The following is an 18,471-nucleotide window of genomic DNA, read 5'->3' on the forward strand; positions in this document are numbered from 1 at the left end:
GAAAGCCGGTCGGAACAGGATGAGAGGTGCTGTTGCAAAGTTGGGGCAGTAAGAAGAGCGACGTGAAATAATCACAGCCATGAGTATCTTCTCCGGTCGTCATTTCCCCCGTGACATCATTCTGTGGGCAGTGCGGTGGTACTGCCGCTACGGGGTGAGCTACCGCGCTGTGGAGGAAATGATGACTTCAGCGGGGCGTGCCGGTCGATCACACCACGATCTACCGCTGGGTCCAGAAATACGCGCCTGAGCTGGACAAGCAAACACGGTGGTACCGGCAGGTACCTGACTGGCAGGCCAGTTCCTGGCGGGTGGATGAGACCTATATCCGCGTCGGCGGCAGATGATGCTACCTCTATCGGGCGATCACCGCCGGTGGCCAGACCCTGGAGTTTTACCTCTCTTCGAAGCAGAACGTGGCTGCAGCGAAGCGTTTCCTGGCCAAGGCCTTCAAATCCAATGCGTCAGCCGGGTACACCTTACTTGTATCACCTGCGGCTAGCCGTGAGCGTTTTTAGGAGTATTAATTTTTTGGCGCTTTAGAACGACGGTTATAGCCACTATCAAAAAAATAACTGCTGTAACACAGCGAGTAAAGGTACTTGGATGCCAAACTGCTGCGCCAAAGGAGAGGAGGCTAAGCAGAATCCCGTAGGCGTAGGAAGTTACGACCTCGTGTTTTACGGTGCAATATATCAGCCCTAATCCCCCCAAGGACGGAAGGTGCCGCCCATATAACGAAGTTCTCTGGAGAAAGAGCCGAACTCTCTTCATGAAACTTCGACAACAGGACGGATCCGCTTAAGATTAGCGCAAGCGAAAGGATACTGGGCCAAGTAATGTTCTGTCTTGTCAAGATTCCCTCTTTTGTTAACAGTAGTCTGCGTATACTGGCGGATAATCCGCATGTACACCAATTTTCAAGCCTTGCCCTGATACTGCAGCCTTAGCTGCTCGTCCTCCTATCTCAATTAGAGAAACTGATAAGGCAATGCGCCGGCGCATTGCCTGACGCAAGCGACCTGCTATCTGGGCACCAGTGTTCACACCCTCTGACCATGACCTATAGTCGCTGGTGCACCTAGTTTCATGGAACAAAGAGCAGGTCGATGAGTAGATTGAAATATACTGGGACGACATAGCTGAGCTGCGTAACGAATTTTCTGAACTAAAAGAGGAAAATAGTCTTCTAAAGAAAAAGGTAGATTAGTCGAGTTAGTATTAGCTTTGTTTGTGACTTCATTCGGGATGTGATATGTGTCTTCTATAGTGAATAGAAGGTTTCGTATATCTTTTGGTCCTTGGAAGGCGTGATGATATCTGCGCTGCGCCTGGGAGGTTGACTATGAATTATAACCTTGAAACCTTAATTGTTGCCATACCGATGATGATAGCAATGGTTGCAATGATAAATGATATGCGGATTGAGTTTGATAACAGTACTCCAATGGCCGCCGGGCCGACGACTTGTCCTAGGCTATACCAAGTCGTTAGACGTGCAGCTCCTCCGTTTATTCTATAAGCGACTCCCGTTGAAATAGTAAGCATCGTAATTCCCATGAAAGTAGCACCAAAAAGAATGGCAGCAACCATCAGTAAAACAGTCGAATTGCCAAAAGTGGCGGCAATTGCTCCAGCTACTTGGAGTGTATAGCAGCCAAGTAATGCACGACGTCGGCCAAAACGCTCTGCAAGTGCTGACCAGAAATAGGGAGAGGGGATTGCTGCGACGCCAGCTACGGCCCATGTGATGGCAGCTGCTGATGAGCCGAAAACAGGGTCGGCCAGCACAACGAGATATGTGCCAATAATAATGTATCCGAAACCTTGAAAAAAGTATCCCGCATTCAGTAATCGAAAAGCTTGATGAAGTTCTGGGGTGGATCGTTCCGTAGAACTGGCCAGTACCTTGCGATCCTTAGTCTTCTCTTCAGAGCCAATGGGCCAAGTCCAGGCGATGATGCTAAATAACGCACTGATTAGGGTAGCGATACCCCACAAGTGTGTCCATGCCAAGGTTTGACCTAGTGACCACACCGTTAGTCCAGAAACGGTAATGCCTAAGCCAACACCACCATAAACAAAGCCAACTAGAGAGGAGGACTGTACATTCTGGGTAACAAACTGGGTGATGCATACAAAAATGAATGCAGACGCTATGCCGGCTAAGAACCGTAGTAAAACATGCATTCCTGGACTATCTGTCAACGCCATTGCAGCAAGCAGTAGAGTTGAAAATATTAAGGAACTGCGATAAAGGGTTCTCGTTTTAGATAGCCAGTTTTTAGAAAGGGTCAAAGACCCGAGCAGATAGCCGAGATAATTTGATACTGCAATCCAGGACGAGATGGAACTTGACCAGTTTAAAGCTGCCATCATGAGGGGAAGCAGTGGCGTATAGAAGAACCTGCCGATCCCCATTGCCACTGCAAGTCCAAGTGTGCCTTGAATGCTTGAAGACGTTGCTCTCATCTATCTGAATCCGGTTACTTATGAAGTTACTTGTTGCTCTTCCGTAGCGATGCGTTGGGCAATTTTAGCTCCCTCCACTGCTGTAGGCATTCCTGAATAAACACCAGAATGAAGGATCGCTTCGATAATCTCTTCGAAGCTACACCCATTTCTTCTAGCTCCGCGAATATGCGTTTCTAGCTCTTGATGCCGGTCAAGGGCTGCCAGAATAGCTACTGTGATTAGACTGCGAGATTGCAAAGACAATTGTTCGCGCGGCCAAAGAAAACCCCAGGGAGTATTTTCCAAAAGTTCCAGAACGGGCCGTGCGGGTTCCCAACCGTTGAGCGTATTGTTGACGTAGTTGTCGCCTAGAACCTGTCGACGGATTTGATCGGCGTTATTGTTTCTTTCGCTCATGAAGGTCCTCCTGAATGCTTGAAGCGATTGCGTCTGCATCGTGAATAATTACAGAGTTTACAAACGGACGTATAGTGGCAGCGGTTCCCCACTGTAGGCCCTCGAGGGGAATCCCGTATGCATAGAGAGAAACGCTTTGTTCGCTATCAGACTGCACCCTGAAACTGTGTGGATCCACATCAATTGCCCCGGATACACAGGGGGTATTTTTAAAATAGTGCGGCCTGATAAGGCCAAGTGATGCAGCTGAAACGATGAGCGGATCTGCTGTATTTTGAATAGATGATGTTGGTAATCTTGCTTCCACTAGAGCCGTTGCTTCTCCTTTCTCTTGCGGCATCGATGGATTGAAATAGTCAACTTTTCCGTTTGACTCATCTAGGGAGATGATTGGATCAGCAGGGAGCACAGTTAAGATACCCGCTTTGATTAGAGCTTGCATTTGTTCCAGTCTTTGGATCGGGGGGCCGATAGAAAGGAAAGCGTTAGTAGGGCTATACCTAGCTAGGAGTTCTTCCTTGAAGGACTCTCCCGTTATACGCCCGTATTGAACGCATTCGCGAACCTCGTTTCTAATGTCTCTAAGTACGTCTAGTGCAGCTTTGAGTGGCCCGGATTTATTTCCCTTTTCTGCCTCGGCGATGTCATTTTCAATCTTCGAAGCGACCGTGTCCTGGTAGTCGCGGAGCTTCTCTCCAGGGGAGTTGGTCCATTTTGCCTGAAAAAGCTCACCCCAATCCAAGGTCTCTGTATATCCTTGGTTGTGTCGCCATTCAACTAGACTGTGGCCTCCTTGCTTTGCAAGGCTAACAAGAGATTCTTCATCGTAATCGGCGTTGTTTGCTTCGAGGAGCGAAATTGTGAAAGCTAGTTCAACTTCCTGAGCGATTCGGGGCCAGACGTCTACAGAGAATGTAGCGTTCGAAAGAGTAGCAGCGTAATCTTCGGTTAGGATTCGTGGAACCCATCGTTCGTCAGGACGTTTTTGGTTTTTTCCACGGGCATGGTGGGGTGCTCCCTTTCGAGAACATGCGATGATATGTGGTTCTTTCCCGGAAGGTATGTAGTGCTTTCCGTGTGCATTTTCTCTAAATTGCCCACCTCTTCCTTCCGTTAGGAGGATCATATAGTCGAAGAAGGTGAGGCCCATGCCTCGGAGGATGATTGATTCTCTTGTGGGGAGCTTTGCAGCTTTTTGGATAGATGCGTCCCCACTGGGAAGATAAGTTACTGTCGATTCCTTAGCTTTTTTAGAAAGGCTCTCTTCCTTTCCGGAGAGATTCTGCGAAGTGTGGCCTAGAGACAGCACTACAGATTTAGCTTCTACACACCCTCCGAGACTGTCGTGTATGAGAAGTGAATCCTCCCTCTTTTCAAAGGATACTGCTCGCCTAGCGACCAGTTCGATTGGGGAATATTCCCTTGAGTCCTTAAGTAGTTGATTCACTGACCATTGAAGATAAGCACCATAGAGAGCGCGAGAACTATAAGTATCCTCGGTGGCGGAGCTTGCTTCTGCTAGCAGTACGGGGTCGGAAGATAAGAATTCTCGAGCATCGTTTGATTTAAGCCAGTCATAAAATGTTGGTCCAGTGGCATGTTGGCCGGAAAGTCCCGCAGATTCGTCGGGAAAAGCTGACAATTGTGCTGTAACAGTATTCATGAGCAGCAATTGACACTGGTAGGGGCTCCAAACTTTACCCGATCCAAAGCCGTTATCGTCATACCAGACAATATGGATTGGCTTGTTTAAGTTTTTGTCCTTGATGCGTGAACTGAGTCTTTCAATGACGGCCATTCCTCGTGGTCCACCACCGATTACAGCTACGTCTGTATGTGAAAAACTTACTTTGGACGATTCTTGCGCTTGTGAGTATGGTAAGAGTTCGTCAATGATTTGTTTGGCGGTTGCTTCTCGGCAATTAGCGAATCCTTCGCCTGCCCAAAGGTTAAGATATTCGGGATCCTTTGCGTTATTGGCCTCAGCTCTCATTCCCGCAGTTAAGTAGTGGATTTCGGGGTAGATATAGGGCGCCTGTGGTGTGAATGTTTTGGTGAATGTATTGGAAATTGCTCGAGCCGGTTTCCCGGAGAAGGCATGGGTAATAACAGTGTTTCGGTTAGTTAGCTCCAGAAGTGCATGCCGGTGTGTGTCTTTTGTGCCTGCTTCCTGTGCAGTGAGAAAACGAGTCCCTACGATTACTGCGGTTGCGCCGGATCTGAGTAGGTCTAGTGTATCTTCTGCTGTACCTACGCCCCCGCCGGCAAATACAGGTTTTTCTGTCTTCGCTACTGCATGGTGCAGGAGAGTTTTTGCATCGTAGGAAGATCCCTCTATGTTATTGTCTAGGACTGTTGCCCGGTGACCGCCAGCAGCCTTTCCTTGAAGAGACAGAATATCGCAGTCGAGCTGGATGATGTGATCGATTTCTCGTGGAGTTGTGGCATTGAGAACTACTTTCTTGCCTGCTCGACGAATCGTTTTTAGCGTATTTGCGTCAGGGTATCCGAAAGTTAAGGAAATGAACTTAGCGTTGGACTTCAGCGCAATATCGAGCTTTCGATCGTAATGATCATCTGACCACTTAGGGCGTGAAGGAAAATCGGAGTAGCTTACGCACTTTTTAGTCAGTGCCTGATGATACTTAGAGTATTCGGCGTGCTGGTCAGAATTGGGATGGGAAGGGTAAAATAGATTGATCCCGAACGGCTGAGTGGTTAAAGACTCAACAGTGCTTACTTGTTCTTCAAGCTTTTCTGGAGTGAGGTAACCGCCGGCGAGAAAGCCTAACCCGCCCGCATTGGTTACTGCTGCGCATAGCTCAGGAGTTGACGGCCCTCCTGCCATAGGCGCAAGAACGATAGGTTTTTCGAACAGAGTCACTGGAGATCCTTTCCAAGTGAATGTGGTGTGATGTGCATGGGATAAAAGCGAGCAGTGGTGGTGCTTTGAGCGCTTCTAGCGGTTTGCTATCTTGCTTGGATAGGGGGTTGGCTTTTGGATGTAAAGTTTTCACGTTGGCCTGACGGCGGAATGGTGTTAGTTCCCTGTGAGAGGGTTTCGACATCCGCTGTAATCAAGGCGCTGTTACTATCTTTACCATAGATCCATGTTCTTAGCAGAGAGTGAGAGAAATGGGCTCTCTGCTGTGTCTCGTTTGGGCCTGGTGCACGTTTAGGCGGCAGATGCTTTAGGCAATGTATATTGCCTCATTGGCCCTCATGTACTGCTATGAGTTTTAAGTTAGCTATAGCTCGTCGGGTCGGTTATGTTGGTCTAAGTGGGCTTGAATTGCTTGTACTTGAATTTTGAGTTGCTTCCTTTGTTCGAGAGGATTATCAGCTAAAAGAAGTAGTTCTTCAGCGAATCCGCGTGCTTGGCTGGGGGGTAAGTACCGTTTCGACAGGGGTGCCTTCATCCGAAGTGAAATACATGTAGACAAGACGTGTTCCGTCGGGAAGCTCCCCAATTCCCGTGAGTACACCTTCTAAGTCTTCTAGGACATTTGTTACTTCAAATCCTGGGGGGTAAATGGTCGACGTTACCCAGGAGGGGAGTAACTAGGGAACGCAGAGTACCCGCGATTTCTGATATCTCTATCTTTTTGTTGGCTATCTTTAAAACGAGGCGTTCAGCGGCGTCTGCATCAACTTCTCCAAGCAAGGGGCCTACTGCCAAGTTCAGTCTGAGGAATAACCAGCAAGCAGCCCAGCCGGTCCGCTTATTGCCGTCAAGGAGACTTTGGGTAGTATAGAAGGAATGCAGTAATGCTGCGGCCTTATCCCAAGCGGTCGGGTGCGGCCTTATCCCAATAAGTGCATCGCTTCCGTTACTTTCAGTGTCCGATAGGCAAACGTCTTGCTGATGATGAACGAAGCTACCAATCTCAGTCAGGCTGGGAGGGGTGATTTCCAGCTTTCAAGCTGAGCGATGACGGTGGGAGCGTTGCGCACGAGAGTGGTTTTCCACGACAGGTTACCCTCTTTTTGAAGCCTTCCAATCAGGGTGATGGGATGAACCCCTAGGTGGTCGGCTTGTTCTTTAATCCAGGATGAGTGCACACGATCAGGAACCGCCGGTAAAGGGCTAGAGATCACGAGTTCGCTGGCCAGCTGGTCTGCCTGGGCTTCATTATTGGCACTGTCATCTGATAGGTCATCTAGGATGACCTCGCCATTGTCGACAAGGTGACCCAATAATATATGGGCTGTCTCATGCAGGATGGTAAATAGTATCTTATCGAGCCGTTTCCCTCGTCCCGATATGCCAATTACGGGGTGCCCGTCGACCATCATGGCGCAGCCGTCGAGTTTTCCTCCCGGAAAAGCCTCCACATAAACAAGTTTCACCCCTACCTCGGCGAACAGAGTCTGGAACTCAGCAAACGCCTGCGGGTCACATGCTCTACTCGACAGCGTCCGGGCGAGGTCTTCTAGTGCCTTCCGGGAGTAGGGGGCAGTCTCGAGAACTCTGGCAGTTGCTCTAACGCAAGCTGCCCACGCTTCCTGCAGGACGGTGACATTTTCCTCGCAGTTACTACGGCGGGCGGCGAAGCTTATTCCCAAGGGATCTTCAAAGGATTTCTTGCCAAATAAGTTCAGCACCTCGCATGCCTGACTTTGTACGTCGGTGGCGGTGATGTATCCCCGCTTGACGAGCAGAGGGACGGGGGCTAACTCTCGTAACTGTGCGCGGGTCTTCACGATGTTGAGGTTGTTCTGCGTCTGGTCGTCCTGGGACTGCTTCCATAGCAGGTAGGAGTCCTGGAGGTTAAGCCAGAATTCCGCGGAGGTGCCCAGGGCGGCACCGATCTGGGCTGCGGATTCGCGCGTGATCTCCTTTTTTCCGGAAATAATCTCCGAGACAAACTGTGCCGGACGTCCGAGCACCTCGGCAAAGTCGGCCTGGGTCCATCCGCGTGTGTCTAGCTCGTCAGCGAGGATCTCTCCGGCCGGGAATAGCTCCGCCGCAATTGGAGTATTCATGAGTTCACCTTCTCTCAGTGGTAATCCACCATTTCAATAACGATGACCACGCGGCCGTCGCTGTTGGTTGCGAATTTGAGGATGAGCCGAAACTGCTTGTTCAGGCGGATCGAAGAGGTCCCGGCTCGGTCACCTTTCAGTTGTTCCAGATGTAACGACCGCATGGCCCGCAGGTCGCGTTCATCCACGGCTCCCTTCAGGATCTGGATCTTCTTGCGATACGCCTTGATGATGTCCGAACCCCATCGTTTGGGGATGTAGGAGGCATCCTCGGCCACTCGTTGAAGTTCGTCGTCCTCGAAGAGGATGCGCACCAAGTCCACCTCGTCCAGTTCACTAGTGCCGCGCCCAAATGACGTGACCCTTTCTTCTCTACTTATCTAAGGCTCATCACCCTTCGCGTGAAGTACGCTATCTTAAATGTGCCGGTTCCGCAAGGTGGAACCAGGTATAAAGAGGGGCGCCTCGCTGCAACGAGGTGCCCCACCGGCAAGTCCTGAGAGCTGTCAGAACCCATGCACCTTCTGGTAGTAGCGGAGTATTTCCCCCTCGGACTGATTGACTCGAGAGGAGAAAATGGCTCGTAACTCCAAGCAGACCAGCAGGTCTGCGGCGAAGGCAGCCAGTAAGGTACTGCGCAGCAAAAACTATAGTGCCGCTGCGAAGAAGGCCGCCGGCAGCACACTGTCTCAAGCGCCGAAGCGTCGCGAAAAGTAGCTGCACCAGTGTTGTGTCTCGAGAGAGATACTCCGAGGCGCAACACTCTGCCATTCACTAGAAGCGTGTCTATACTTGTGAATATAGGGTACGGGCAACCGAACCCGGACGCGGTGATCGTCAACCGGGTCTTCGAGACGGCCTAACAACGCCCACACGCAGCGGCCGTCAGGGAATGAGAAACTGAGTCTTCGCTGCTCTCCGCCCAACTTTGCAACAGCACCTATTAAGTTAACTTTACGGATTTTGAGGGTAAGGTTTTATGATCCAGTCCAATAAAGCAGGTGTAGGGGCGGTTATCGTAGCCCTAGCTGTCCTATGGCAAGGAATCGGCACTGCGATAGTCGGAGCCCAAGTAGACCCAGAGCTATCTACTTTTACTACGTTTTCAGCGTTTCTTATCGCGGCGATTATCTCCACAGTGGTCTATTTAGCGTTTTATCGTAGAAAATACCGAGCTACGGAAACACCGCATCCCCCCATGAAAATGACAACTGCAGCAAGCCTCAATCTGTTTACTGCGGGCGCTTTCTGCTTATTCTATGTGTCCACTACTTTGATGCAGCCCACTGCAGCAAGTGTCATCGAAACAGGAGTCGGCCCTTTTATTGTCGCAGTAATAATGACTTGGTCGGCCAGAAGGCTCAGCAGTTCATTGGTGTCAGCAACTGCAGTAGTGGTTCTGGCTCTATGTTTTTTCTTCCTAGGAACGGGAAGCAGTTCACCCCAGTCTTATCTGGGTTTCGCTCTAGCTGTAGGCGCAGGAATTTCTGCGGTAGGAGTGCTTTACTCCTCGCGCTGGGCCACTGAACAAGGGAACAGCGTTCTCACGATTGCAGCAGTGAGGTTTCACTTAGCTTGGATTATTAGCGGTCTCGTGGCTTTCTTTTCCGTGGAAGCGGAGATGCTTCGAGGCTCTACTCTGTCAATCGTCCTGCTATCGGTGATGTGCATTACTTTTCCTATCCTGCTCTTGCAGTGGGGAATTACCTTAGCGCCGCCTTTGATCTCGGCACTGATCATCGCGGCCCTTCCGGCCGTGGTGATGGCTACCGAGGTAGCATTGGGCTCTCAAGTTGAACCAATTCAGTTAACTTTGTTGATGCTCATTGTGGCAATAACCATAAGCCAAGCAATGTGGGGAACACGGAAAAATGAAAATATTAGTAGTTGATGATTCTTCAAGTGGCGCCGATCTGGTGGCAACCCTGCGCCAAAAAAGGGACGTAGAGGTTGCTACTGCTAACCCGCCGTATGCCATCTCAGCTAACGAAGACGGGAGCATTTCCGATCCATGGGCCCTGGCCCTACTCCGGGAATGTAGCCAAGAAAAATTTGACCTTGTTGTGCCGGGAAGCGAATCAGGAGTATCCATAGCTGAGTGGGTTTCAGCTGAGTTAGGACTACCGCATAACGGTAGAGAGAAGATCTGGCACCGTCGCCATAAGCAAGGAATGATTGAAGTTGCTCACCAATATGGACTGCGTGCCCCAAGGTCTGTTACCCTATCCCCCGCTTCTGCACAAGACAGCCTTTATCTAGACCCGTCCCTGGTCAAGGATTGTGTTGTCAAGCCTGTGGGAAGCGGGGGCAGTGACCATGTCTATTTCTGCAAAACAGAGCCCGAGACTCTTCAAGCGATTACTACCATTCAAAATTCTACGACTTTGCTAGGAGAAAAATCACCCTCCGTGGTTCTTCAGGAGTACGTAGACGGACCTCAATATTTTGTGAACACGGTGACAGCCGAAGGGCGTCATGTTGTGACCGAAGTTTTCCGATACGGACTTACGGAGGAATCTGGAGCTCCCCACATATATTCAGCTATCACAGTAGGACCGGAGGACAACCACTATTCCGGTGCCGTGGAATATGCCTTATCGCTCCTTGACGCTCTGGAAGTAAACTTCGGAGCCTCCCACGTGGAACTGAGGTGGTCTAAGGGGCAGTGGGTACTTATTGAATACAACGGTCGCTGTATGGGCCCCGAAGTACCCGACGAGGTCTATTTCCCGACTCGCGGTTTCAGCCAGATCAGCGTTCTCGCCACGATGCTAGTGGATGGTTTACAAGCTGCCGAACAGGAAGTACTCGCCGGAAATCTTGACGGGTGTGTCGCCTGGCTCATGCCTACCCCGCAGTCAAACGGTGTGCTTCAACAGTGCCACTGGGATCTTGTCCAAACTCGCCCGACCGTTCAGAGAATCTCGCGGCGACCAAAGATCGGCACTTATATCGATAACTCGAATCGGGTAACAACTGGTGCGTTTGGCATGGTTTTCTTGGCTCTTCTGACCGTGCTGCTGTTGAGACCGATCTTCAATCTCTTGAGTCTTTCGACGCCCATGGTGATCTGTTTACTGTTGTCCCCGGAAAGGATGCGTGATGACGACCCGAATTGCTGTTATCGGCGCAGGGGTCGCTGCTGCAGCGGTCGCACGACGGGTATCTTCTACTTTCCCGCATATTGAACTCACTATTTTTGACGCGACACCTCCTCAGAAGCACCTTGCTTTTGGCCATGTTGATAAACGCTTGCTATGTAACACAAGTACTTCAGTAATGTCGCTGGATGTCGAGGAACCACATGATTTTGCGGAGTTCCTGGGATACAATAGGCGAGAGTCCAGTTCTGTATTCTCTTCAAGAAAAAAGTACGGATCTTACCTGCAACAGGCTCTACCCTCTGAGAGCGGCAGCTGCGATGACCGTCTTCAGTACGTACTCGATTCGGTCATTTGTGTAGAAGATTCTGCACCCCCTGTCCTCATTCATACTGCGCGTCACGGGCTCTTTAAAGCCGATTTCGTCATCATCACAGGTGGCCGAAAAACAGCACGGGTCCCTTCATCTTGCCAGTCATACCGTGATACGGTCCCAGTTTTCCCCAGCCCCTATGACCCCAGTTTTTCACACTGGCTAGAAAACCATCCCACTTCCCGCATCGGTATTTTAGGGACTGGCCTCTCTGCCGTGGACGCTGCACGATTAGCGTTATTTGAGGGGGTGGAGGCAGTTATGCTTAGCCCCAGCGGCCAGCTTCCCGGGGTACGTACTTCGCTTCAGTTAAGCGCCCCAAAGGAAATACCAGCAGAGGAGTTCCGTGCACACTCCCGCAGCGTAGAGGATTTTAGACAATACGCCATTCAGCACGCCACCTCCCTCGGCTGGTATCCGGGACGTCTTAGGGAGCCCCTCCCCAGGAATGGCACTGATCGTTTTCTGCTGGACTATGAATTAGCTGAAAATGGTTATTCTGTATGGGAAAAAATGATCGGTCGCATGGTGGACCTAGCCAATCAGACCTGGTCACCTCTAAAAGTCTCCCTAAGGCAGACTCTCCTCAATGGGATATCAGATTGGATACATCGTTACGTGACCGCCATGCCTGTGCAAGGCGCGAAAAACCTACGAGAAGGTTTTCAAGCAGGGAGCCTTGTCCTAGCTCGCGGCCAGGGATCAGGGGAACAAGCTCGAAACGCTGTGGACCTAAAAGATGCTTCGGGTAATTCTCACCGAGTCGAAGCGGTAGTTTGCGCCTGTGGCTATGAGGACCCCGGATGGATCAAACACAACAAAGGAATTTTCCCTGGTCAAATAAAGCCAAACGCTTCTCGCTGGGTCGGTGCCCCTTTAAATAATGGTTGGGGCACTGCGCAGGCCGGTAACAGAGTTCTATTTGCGGGGGAAGCAGCAGCACCGACCACCGCCATTCCAAGCTACGCCCGCACTTCAATCATGCAAGCCAATTTTGCCCTTGATTGGATTAACTCCCACGCATAGGTTGATGCCCCGGGGAGATCGGTCACATCCTCGGGGTGAAAACTGCCTATTAGCAGGCTCCGTGCCTTTCCCCGAAAGACAAAGGTGCTGTTGCAAAGTTGGGGCAGTAGGAAGGGCGACGTGAAATAGTCACAGCCATGGGTATCTTCTCCGGTTGTCATTTTTCCCGTGGCATCATTCTGTGGGCAGTGGGTGGTACTGCCGCTACGGGGTGAGCTACCGCGATCTGGAGGAAATGAGGACCGAGCGGGGCGTGCCGGTCGATCACACCAGGATCTACCGCTGGGTCCAGAAATGCGCGCCTGAGCTGGACCAGCAAACACGGTGGTACCGGCAGGTACCTGACTGGCAGGCCAGTTCCTGGCGGGCGGATGGGACCTATATCCGGATCGGCGGCAGGTGGTGCTGCCTCTATCGGGCGATCACCGCCGGTGGCCAGACCTTGGAGTTTTACCTCTCTTCGAAGCAGAACGTGGCTGCAGCGAAGTGTTTCCTGGCCAAGGCCGTCAGATCCAATGCATCAGCCGGGTATCTCAGAGTGATCAACGCCGATAAAGCACCCTCCCTTGCCAGGGCAATCGCCGAGTTGAAGTCAGAGGGAATCTGCCCGCCAACAGTGGAACACCGGTAGGTGAAATACCTCAACAACATCCTGGAAGGCGACCATGGTCGGCTGAAGCGGATCCTCGGGCCGAAAGGCGCGTTTAAGAACCGGACATCTGCATATCGGACGTTGAAAGGGATGGAGGCGATGCACTCATTGCGGAAAGGGCAAGGCGCGATGTTTGCCAACAGGCAACCGAACCCGGACGCGGTGATCGTCAACCAGGTCTTCGAGACGGCCTAACAACGCCCACACGCAGCGGCCATCAGGGAATGAGAAACTGAGTCTTCACTGCTCTCCACCCAACTTTACACCAGTACGACGATTTGTATACCTATAGCACCTTCAATGCCCGATACACGGTAGGTTTGGGACGGAATCTATGTGGGCACAATCAGGAACTATAAAAGATCATATTACTTGCATCCAAGCCTATACTTTCAGAGAATCTCCTTGGCTTGGCGGCAACAGGTGCTAGGTGTGTGTTAGTAAAATTGGCGCGGGTTAATGTCGCGATCGGGGGACATCGATTTATACATCCTTAATGCGGGTCGATTTACTTCGATTGCGGGACTGGCCTATGGCCAACAATATAAACGTGTTTAAAAATACGTTTACTAGAGACAACAAATCGATGGAATCATGTCCTAGACCTAAAAATCCTGATAGGCCTAGGACAAACGCTAGGCAGGTATTTAAAGAGGCTGCAATAAAACCCATTTAGCGGTAGTTTTTCTGTACCTGTATAGCGCGCACCAAATAATTAGGGTGATTCCAATTAAAACTAGAACTCGGCTATTTTCCATGTCTACTTACGGTGAAATGCGCAACTGTATTTCTTGATTCTAGATTCTAGCATCGAGTTGCATACGGGAATACGATGTTTGGGGAGTACTTTCCTCCGAGGGCTCGGATGGTAAGGCATCGACCTGTATTAGTGGCGTGACCTGCTACTGCGGAAACGCCTGCGCACGCACCTTTGGCTAGCCAAGAGCCTAGGCCAACTCCTGCTAATTTACCGGCGCAGTAAGCAGTTCCTATGACGATCCCGCTCGTCTCGTCCTTGGAAAAGACTAGCTCTTGTCCGATTTTCTTTCCCCAGCCATGAACGTCTCGGATATAGGGATCTGAAATAACCGGCTTGCCGGCAGGGCTCGACGAGATGTGCTGGATTATCTTATCTCCATCAACTGAAAAATGAGTATTTACCTGGTTTCCATCTACGTCTTTGGCCCAGGCAGGTTCAATGTATGCGCTAGGTTCCTCACCTTCTGCTGGACGTACTAGAATGTGTCCGCTTGGAAGCTTTTCAAGAAAGGAATCTGAGAACTCAAAAGAAAGTTCCAAAGGGGCGTCTCCATCACTAGTGCTAACTAGCTGGTTGCCATCTTCGCGCTCTATTAACTTTGTCTTTGTTCCTGCGTTCTTCGATGGCGCCGGAGTGGTTATGCTGTCCTGCTGTGGAAGCAAGGATCCTTCGTTTATTTTTAAGCTTCCACAGCAGGGCAGCATCACTTCCAAACCGGCTTAAGTGACAAAATGCCATCGCTAAAGTCCCGATTTGAGTCCCAGGACGTGCTCCTTAAGAGAAATAACTAAAGCCCCTACCAGCGTTTCTACTGGTAGGGGCTTGGAAGTTGGTAGCGGGGGCAGGATTCGAACCTACGACCTCTGGGTTATGAGCCCAGCGAGCTACCGAGCTGCTCCACCCCGCGTCGAGATGACTTCCATCATCTGCGCTTGAACAGTGCGTTAATACTTAATGTATTCGCTCTGTCCCGGCGACTTCTGTAACTATACAGACAGGAAGGCACCTACCCAAATCCCCTGGGTAGGTGCCTTATTTCCTGAGTTTCGAGTGCGAGAAGTTGGAGGTTTTAGCCCTCGGACTTCTGGTAGGACTCAACTGCCTTGTCCAACTCATCTAGGGCGCGGCCGTACTCTTCGAAGGAACCGTCGCGGGCATCTTCCAGGCCCTTCAGGGCCTTGTTGATGTCATCGATAGCGCCTGCTTCATCGGAGGAACGAGGGGCCGAAGCCGGAGTGGATTCCTCAGAAGACTCCTTCTTCTCGTCCTTCTTATCGGTAGAGGCTTCGGATTTATCGGCATCATCGTCGCCGGAATCGCCCTCAATCTCTTCGATGTCTTGCGCGGACTTTGCGTCGATTCCCACCTGCTCAAGGGCATCACCGATAGTCGGTGCATACCCCACGCGGCCCTTGTAGGACACGAGCACGCGCAGGAGCTTCGGGAAGGCGGAGGCCTGATCCTTGCGCTGCGAATAAATCGGCTCGAGGTAGAGGATCTCGCCGCCACCGACCGGCAAGGCAAGCAAGTTACCGTTGTGCAGGTCGTTGGTGCCCTCCCACAGGGTGCGGTCTCGGGCAACCTGGTCAGAAGACATCATGGCGTCCTGCGCCTGCTTCGGACCCTGGGTCTGCGTATTGGTTGGCAGCACGCGAACGGTGATATCGCCGTAGGTATCCGGATCGGAAGATACCGCCATGTGCGCGGACAGGAACTCACGGTTCAAACCACGGTACGAGGTGGTCAGCTGGAAGCTCGGATCGCCGGTTTCCGGATCAGCAGCCATCACGTAGTACGGCGGCTGGTTCAGATCACGGGATTCCTCCGCGGTCGGGTCGTTCGGCACGGACCAGAAGGCGTCGTTATTGAAGAAGACGTTCGGGTCATCGACGTGGTAGCGCGCTAGCAGGTCGCGCTGCACCTTGAACATGTCCTCTGGGTAACGGAAGTGATCGCGTAGCTCATCGGAGATTTCAGATTCCGACTTGACCACATCCGGGAAGACGCCTTCCCATGCCTTGAGCACGGGGTCTTCCTTATCGAACTCGTAAAGATCCACGCTGCCGTCATAGGCATCCACGGTCGCCTTCACGGAGTTGCGGATATAGCCCACCTGGTCATTGACCAAGCGCTGGGTGGTGCCATCGGGGTTGAGGGCGTCCTGGGTGGCATCGGAAAGCGAAGCACGCTGCGAATACGGCAGGGAGTCCAGGGTGGTGTAGCCATCAACGATCCACTTCAGGTGGCCATCAATAACGGCCGGGTAGGTAGCGGAATCAGTGGTCAACCATGGGGCAACCTTTTCCACACGCTCGCGAGGATCGCGGTCATAGAGCAGCTTGGATTCGCTGCCCACGCGATCCGAAAGCAGGAAGTTCAGCTCGCGGTACTTGGCGGCGTACATGGTGCGGTCAAAGATACTGCCAATCTCAACGCCACCGTCACCGTCATAGGTGTAGTTGGTGCTATCGGTGTCGTATTCCACCGGATTCTCACCAGTGGTACCGGTAATGGCGTAGTCCAGGTTATCGGCGGCGCTTGCGATGACCGGGCCGTAGTAAATACGGGGCTGGTCTACCTTAATGCCCAAGGACTTCTCTGCGTCTTGAGTCTCGCCCTCACCCTCGGACTCGCCGGCTTGGGTCTGCAGGTCAGAAACGGTGAAGATGGGGTAACCACCGCGGGCGGAACCAGCATCGCGGGCGACCTCATCCACGGTATTGGCCTGCGCAGCTACGAAGCCATTGCCGTGAGTATAAACGGTGTGGCGGTTAATCCAGTCGGACTGGTTTTCGCGCAGCTCGTTCGGATCCAGCTCGCGGGCCGCAACGACAAAGTCGCGCAACTTGCCATCGATTTCGTAGCGGTCCATGGACAGCGTTTCTGGGAAACCGTAGAAGTTCTTCAGCTGCTGCATCTGGGTGAACGTCGGTGACAGAATCTCTGGATCCAGCAGGCGCAGGTTATTGATGGTGGCGTTATCGGAGGCAACCTTGTCATCCGATACGTCATCGCCGCCCCAGTTTTCCTTGTAGGTCACGTGGTCATCGGTAAGCCCATAGGCAAATCGCGTGGACTCAATATTGCGGGCAATGGACTCGTTTTCCTTGGCCTGGCGGTTTGGCTGTACCGAGAAGCGCTCCATCAGCAGCGGCCATGCCTGGCCGATAATCAGGGAGGACGCGAGCATCAACACAACGGCGAGGCCAGGGATGCGCAGGTCTTTAATGACGATGGCCATAAACAACGCAATGGCGACGAAAACGCCGATGATCATCAAAATGATCTTGGCAGGCAGGTAGGCGTGGATATCCGTGTAGGAACCACCGGTAAATAGGTCGTGCTCGGAATACAGCAGCCCGTAGCGCTCCAGCCAGTAGCCGGCGACTTGGGCCACCATCCACAGACCAGCCGTAATGGCTAGCTGCAGGCGTGCCGCGCGAGAGATGGAGCCGCGCACCCCAGCGGCTTTATTGCCAATGCGGATTCCTCCCAAGATGTAGTGGCCGAACAGGGCAATGAGGAAAGCGAGCACGAGCAGGATGGACAGGGTGCTGACCACCATCTGCAATACGGGCAGGCTAAAGGCATAAAAGCCCAAGTCGTGGTGGAATTGGGGGTCCTGCACGCCAAAGTCCTGGCCGTTGAGGAATAGCATCACATCGCGCCAGTGGGACTGGCCGATGAATCCGGCGATGATACCCACGATGGCCGGGATGACCTTGAACAGCACACCCATGGACTTCTCAATGGACTGGCGGTACTGATAGACCGGCGAATTCAAATCCCCCATATCCAGGGAGTCGGGGCGGCCGCGCCAAGCAAAGAACCCGGCTGCCCACACTACCGCGGCAGCGACGAGCCCGAAGATGATAAAGAGGACTATGCGCGCAATAATTGCGGTAGTGAAAACGCTGCGGTAATCAATGGAGCCAAACCACCTCCAATCCGTGTACATGCCCACGAGCATGGGGCCGAAGAACAAGAGGACGGCAATGATGGCCGCAATAATTGCCGCGACCTTGGGAGGCCGCTTCAATGGGGCGGCTGGTGTGGATGACCCTAGGGACAACGCCAGCTCCAATCAAATAGTGCGAATATTAAACATGTAGACTTTTCCCAGTTTAAGGAATCAATACACAGATAACGAATAAGGATGCCTATGAGTTCCCCCGAATTATCACAGCCAGCATTAAACCGCGCTATGACGGAGGCCGTGGATTTCGTCCATGCTGAAGGTTGGGACGCCCGCCCCACCATCTTTGCCCTGGTTCCCACCCACCTGGTGGCGGATCAGCTAGCGGCGATGGATGAGGACACCGCGTCCCCGCTAACTCTTATCGTCCAAGACAATGTCCCCGAAAACATCGAGCCGGGGTCCGAAGAATTGGCTGATTACGTCTCCCGCTTGGCCTGGCCGCGCGAGGTCGCGGGCGCCATCTTGGCCCAGGAGATCAAGTTCCGGGATACTTCTAGCGAGGACCCCTCCCCTCGCCCGGCGCGCCTGTATTCGGGTGCCCTGCGCGAGGAAGGAATTGAAACTACCTTGCTGCAGCTGCGGCCCACTGAAGAAGAGCTTGAGGCAGCGGGTCCCTTTGCTGAGGACGATATTCAGCTCCGCGGCGGCCCGCAGGTGGCCCCTGGTGTTATCGCCGCGCTGCGCTATGGCCTTAACCAGGACCCGGATGAACTAGACTAGGTA

General features: G+C 52.2%; 13 protein-coding genes, 1 tRNA gene and 2 pseudogenes. 7 read left to right on the forward strand and 9 right to left on the reverse strand.

Annotation, left to right across the window (positions count from 1 at the left end; translation table 11 throughout):
* Nucleotides 1-79: 79 nt before the first annotated feature.
* Nucleotides 80-473: pseudogene (locus tag ABRP84_RS00165) on the forward strand (IS6 family transposase); the annotation flags it as partial.
* Nucleotides 474-1,350: 877 nt separating this feature from the next.
* On the opposite strand, the gene ABRP84_RS00170 reads toward ABRP84_RS00165, so the two are convergent.
* The 6 genes from ABRP84_RS00170 to ABRP84_RS00195 form a co-directional block, all read right to left on the reverse strand.
* Nucleotides 1,351-2,472 (reverse strand): YbfB/YjiJ family MFS transporter, encoded by a 1,122-nt coding sequence (locus tag ABRP84_RS00170; protein ID WP_284869926.1) that lies wholly within the window; start codon nt 2,470-2,472, stop codon nt 1,351-1,353.
* Between the two features lie 18 nt (nt 2,473-2,490).
* A complete protein-coding gene (locus ABRP84_RS00175) occupies nt 2,491-2,871 on the reverse strand; it encodes a carboxymuconolactone decarboxylase family protein (RefSeq protein WP_023025722.1) in 381 nt (126 codons plus the stop codon).
* A complete protein-coding gene (locus ABRP84_RS00180) occupies nt 2,852-5,755 on the reverse strand; it encodes an FAD/NAD(P)-binding protein (RefSeq protein ID WP_284869927.1) in 2,904 nt (967 codons plus the stop codon). The genes ABRP84_RS00175 and ABRP84_RS00180 overlap by 20 nt, the downstream gene beginning before the upstream one ends.
* 630 nt (nt 5,756-6,385) lie before the next feature.
* The gene (locus ABRP84_RS00185; RefSeq protein WP_156904663.1) at nt 6,386-6,787 is read right to left on the reverse strand and encodes a type II toxin-antitoxin system death-on-curing family toxin; all 402 of its coding nucleotides are present in this window, start codon (nt 6,785-6,787) and stop codon (nt 6,386-6,388) included.
* The gene (locus ABRP84_RS00190) at nt 6,763-7,857 is read right to left on the reverse strand and encodes a HigA family addiction module antitoxin (protein WP_023025715.1); all 1,095 of its coding nucleotides are present in this window, start codon (nt 7,855-7,857) and stop codon (nt 6,763-6,765) included. Before ABRP84_RS00190 ends, ABRP84_RS00185 begins: the two co-directional genes overlap by 25 nt.
* A 14-nt stretch (nt 7,858-7,871) precedes the next feature.
* Nucleotides 7,872-8,171: a type II toxin-antitoxin system RelE/ParE family toxin gene (locus ABRP84_RS00195; protein ID WP_023025236.1), complete on the reverse strand. Its 300-nt coding sequence runs from the start codon at nt 8,169-8,171 to the stop codon at nt 7,872-7,874.
* Between the two features lie 262 nt (nt 8,172-8,433).
* Between ABRP84_RS00195 and ABRP84_RS00200 the strand changes: the two genes are divergently transcribed.
* The 5 genes and pseudogenes from ABRP84_RS00200 (at nt 8,434) to ABRP84_RS00220 (ending at nt 13,204) form a co-directional block, all read left to right on the forward strand.
* On the forward strand, nt 8,434-8,574 hold the full coding sequence (locus ABRP84_RS00200; protein WP_023025712.1) for a hypothetical protein: 141 nt from the start codon (nt 8,434-8,436) through the stop codon (nt 8,572-8,574).
* A 262-nt stretch (nt 8,575-8,836) separates the two neighbouring features.
* Nucleotides 8,837-9,748: a DMT family transporter gene (locus ABRP84_RS00205; RefSeq protein WP_297455193.1), complete on the forward strand. Its 912-nt coding sequence runs from the start codon at nt 8,837-8,839 to the stop codon at nt 9,746-9,748.
* Nucleotides 9,729-11,045, forward strand: a complete 1,317-nt coding sequence (locus tag ABRP84_RS00210; protein WP_023025709.1) for an ATP-grasp domain-containing protein — start codon at nt 9,729-9,731, stop codon at nt 11,043-11,045. The genes ABRP84_RS00205 and ABRP84_RS00210 overlap by 20 nt, the downstream gene beginning before the upstream one ends.
* On the forward strand, nt 10,960-12,357 hold the full coding sequence (locus ABRP84_RS00215) for an FAD/NAD(P)-binding protein (protein WP_349851964.1): 1,398 nt from the start codon (nt 10,960-10,962) through the stop codon (nt 12,355-12,357). Before ABRP84_RS00210 ends, ABRP84_RS00215 begins: the two co-directional genes overlap by 86 nt.
* A gap of 137 nt (nt 12,358-12,494) precedes the next feature.
* Nucleotides 12,495-13,204, forward strand: a pseudogene (locus ABRP84_RS00220) (IS6 family transposase).
* Nucleotides 13,205-13,813: 609 nt separating this feature from the next.
* Here ABRP84_RS00220 and ABRP84_RS00225 read toward each other — a convergent pair.
* From ABRP84_RS00225 to ABRP84_RS00235, 3 genes are all read right to left on the reverse strand, one after another.
* A complete protein-coding gene (locus ABRP84_RS00225; RefSeq protein ID WP_156904658.1) occupies nt 13,814-14,431 on the reverse strand; it encodes a hypothetical protein in 618 nt (205 codons plus the stop codon).
* Nucleotides 14,432-14,599: 168 nt separating this feature from the next.
* Nucleotides 14,600-14,676, reverse strand: a tRNA-Met gene (locus ABRP84_RS00230).
* A gap of 162 nt (nt 14,677-14,838) precedes the next feature.
* Nucleotides 14,839-17,808, reverse strand: a complete 2,970-nt coding sequence (locus ABRP84_RS00235; protein ID WP_349851967.1) for a UPF0182 family protein — start codon at nt 17,806-17,808, stop codon at nt 14,839-14,841.
* 123 nt (nt 17,809-17,931) lie between these two features.
* Here ABRP84_RS00235 and ABRP84_RS00240 point away from each other — a divergent pair, with 123 nt between their 5' ends.
* Nucleotides 17,932-18,468 (forward strand): PPA1309 family protein, encoded by a 537-nt coding sequence (locus ABRP84_RS00240; RefSeq protein WP_005281826.1) that lies wholly within the window; start codon nt 17,932-17,934, stop codon nt 18,466-18,468.
* Nucleotides 18,469-18,471: the final 3 nt, after the last annotated feature.

The organism is Corynebacterium sp. KPL2861, from assembly GCF_040225475.1.
GTDB lineage: Bacteria > Actinomycetota > Actinomycetes > Mycobacteriales > Mycobacteriaceae > Corynebacterium.

Bases quoted from the DNA above. Each gene is read 5' to 3' on its own strand.
- ABRP84_RS00190 (WP_023025715.1), bottom strand. From the start codon at position 7,857: ATGAATACTCCAATTGCGGCGGAGCTATTCCCGGCCGGAGAGATCCTC.
- ABRP84_RS00175 (WP_023025722.1), bottom strand. From the start codon at position 2,871: ATGAGCGAAAGAAACAATAACGCCGATCAAATCCGTCGACAGGTTCTA.
- ABRP84_RS00240 (WP_005281826.1), top strand. From the start codon at position 17,932: ATGAGTTCCCCCGAATTATCACAGCCAGCATTAAACCGCGCTATGACG.
- ABRP84_RS00215 (WP_349851964.1), top strand. From the start codon at position 10,960: ATGACGACCCGAATTGCTGTTATCGGCGCAGGGGTCGCTGCTGCAGCG.
- ABRP84_RS00210 (WP_023025709.1), top strand. From the start codon at position 9,729: ATGAAAATATTAGTAGTTGATGATTCTTCAAGTGGCGCCGATCTGGTG.
- ABRP84_RS00170 (WP_284869926.1), bottom strand. From the start codon at position 2,472: ATGAGAGCAACGTCTTCAAGCATTCAAGGCACACTTGGACTTGCAGTG.
- ABRP84_RS00200 (WP_023025712.1), top strand. From the start codon at position 8,434: ATGGCTCGTAACTCCAAGCAGACCAGCAGGTCTGCGGCGAAGGCAGCC.
- ABRP84_RS00205 (WP_297455193.1), top strand. From the start codon at position 8,837: ATGATCCAGTCCAATAAAGCAGGTGTAGGGGCGGTTATCGTAGCCCTA.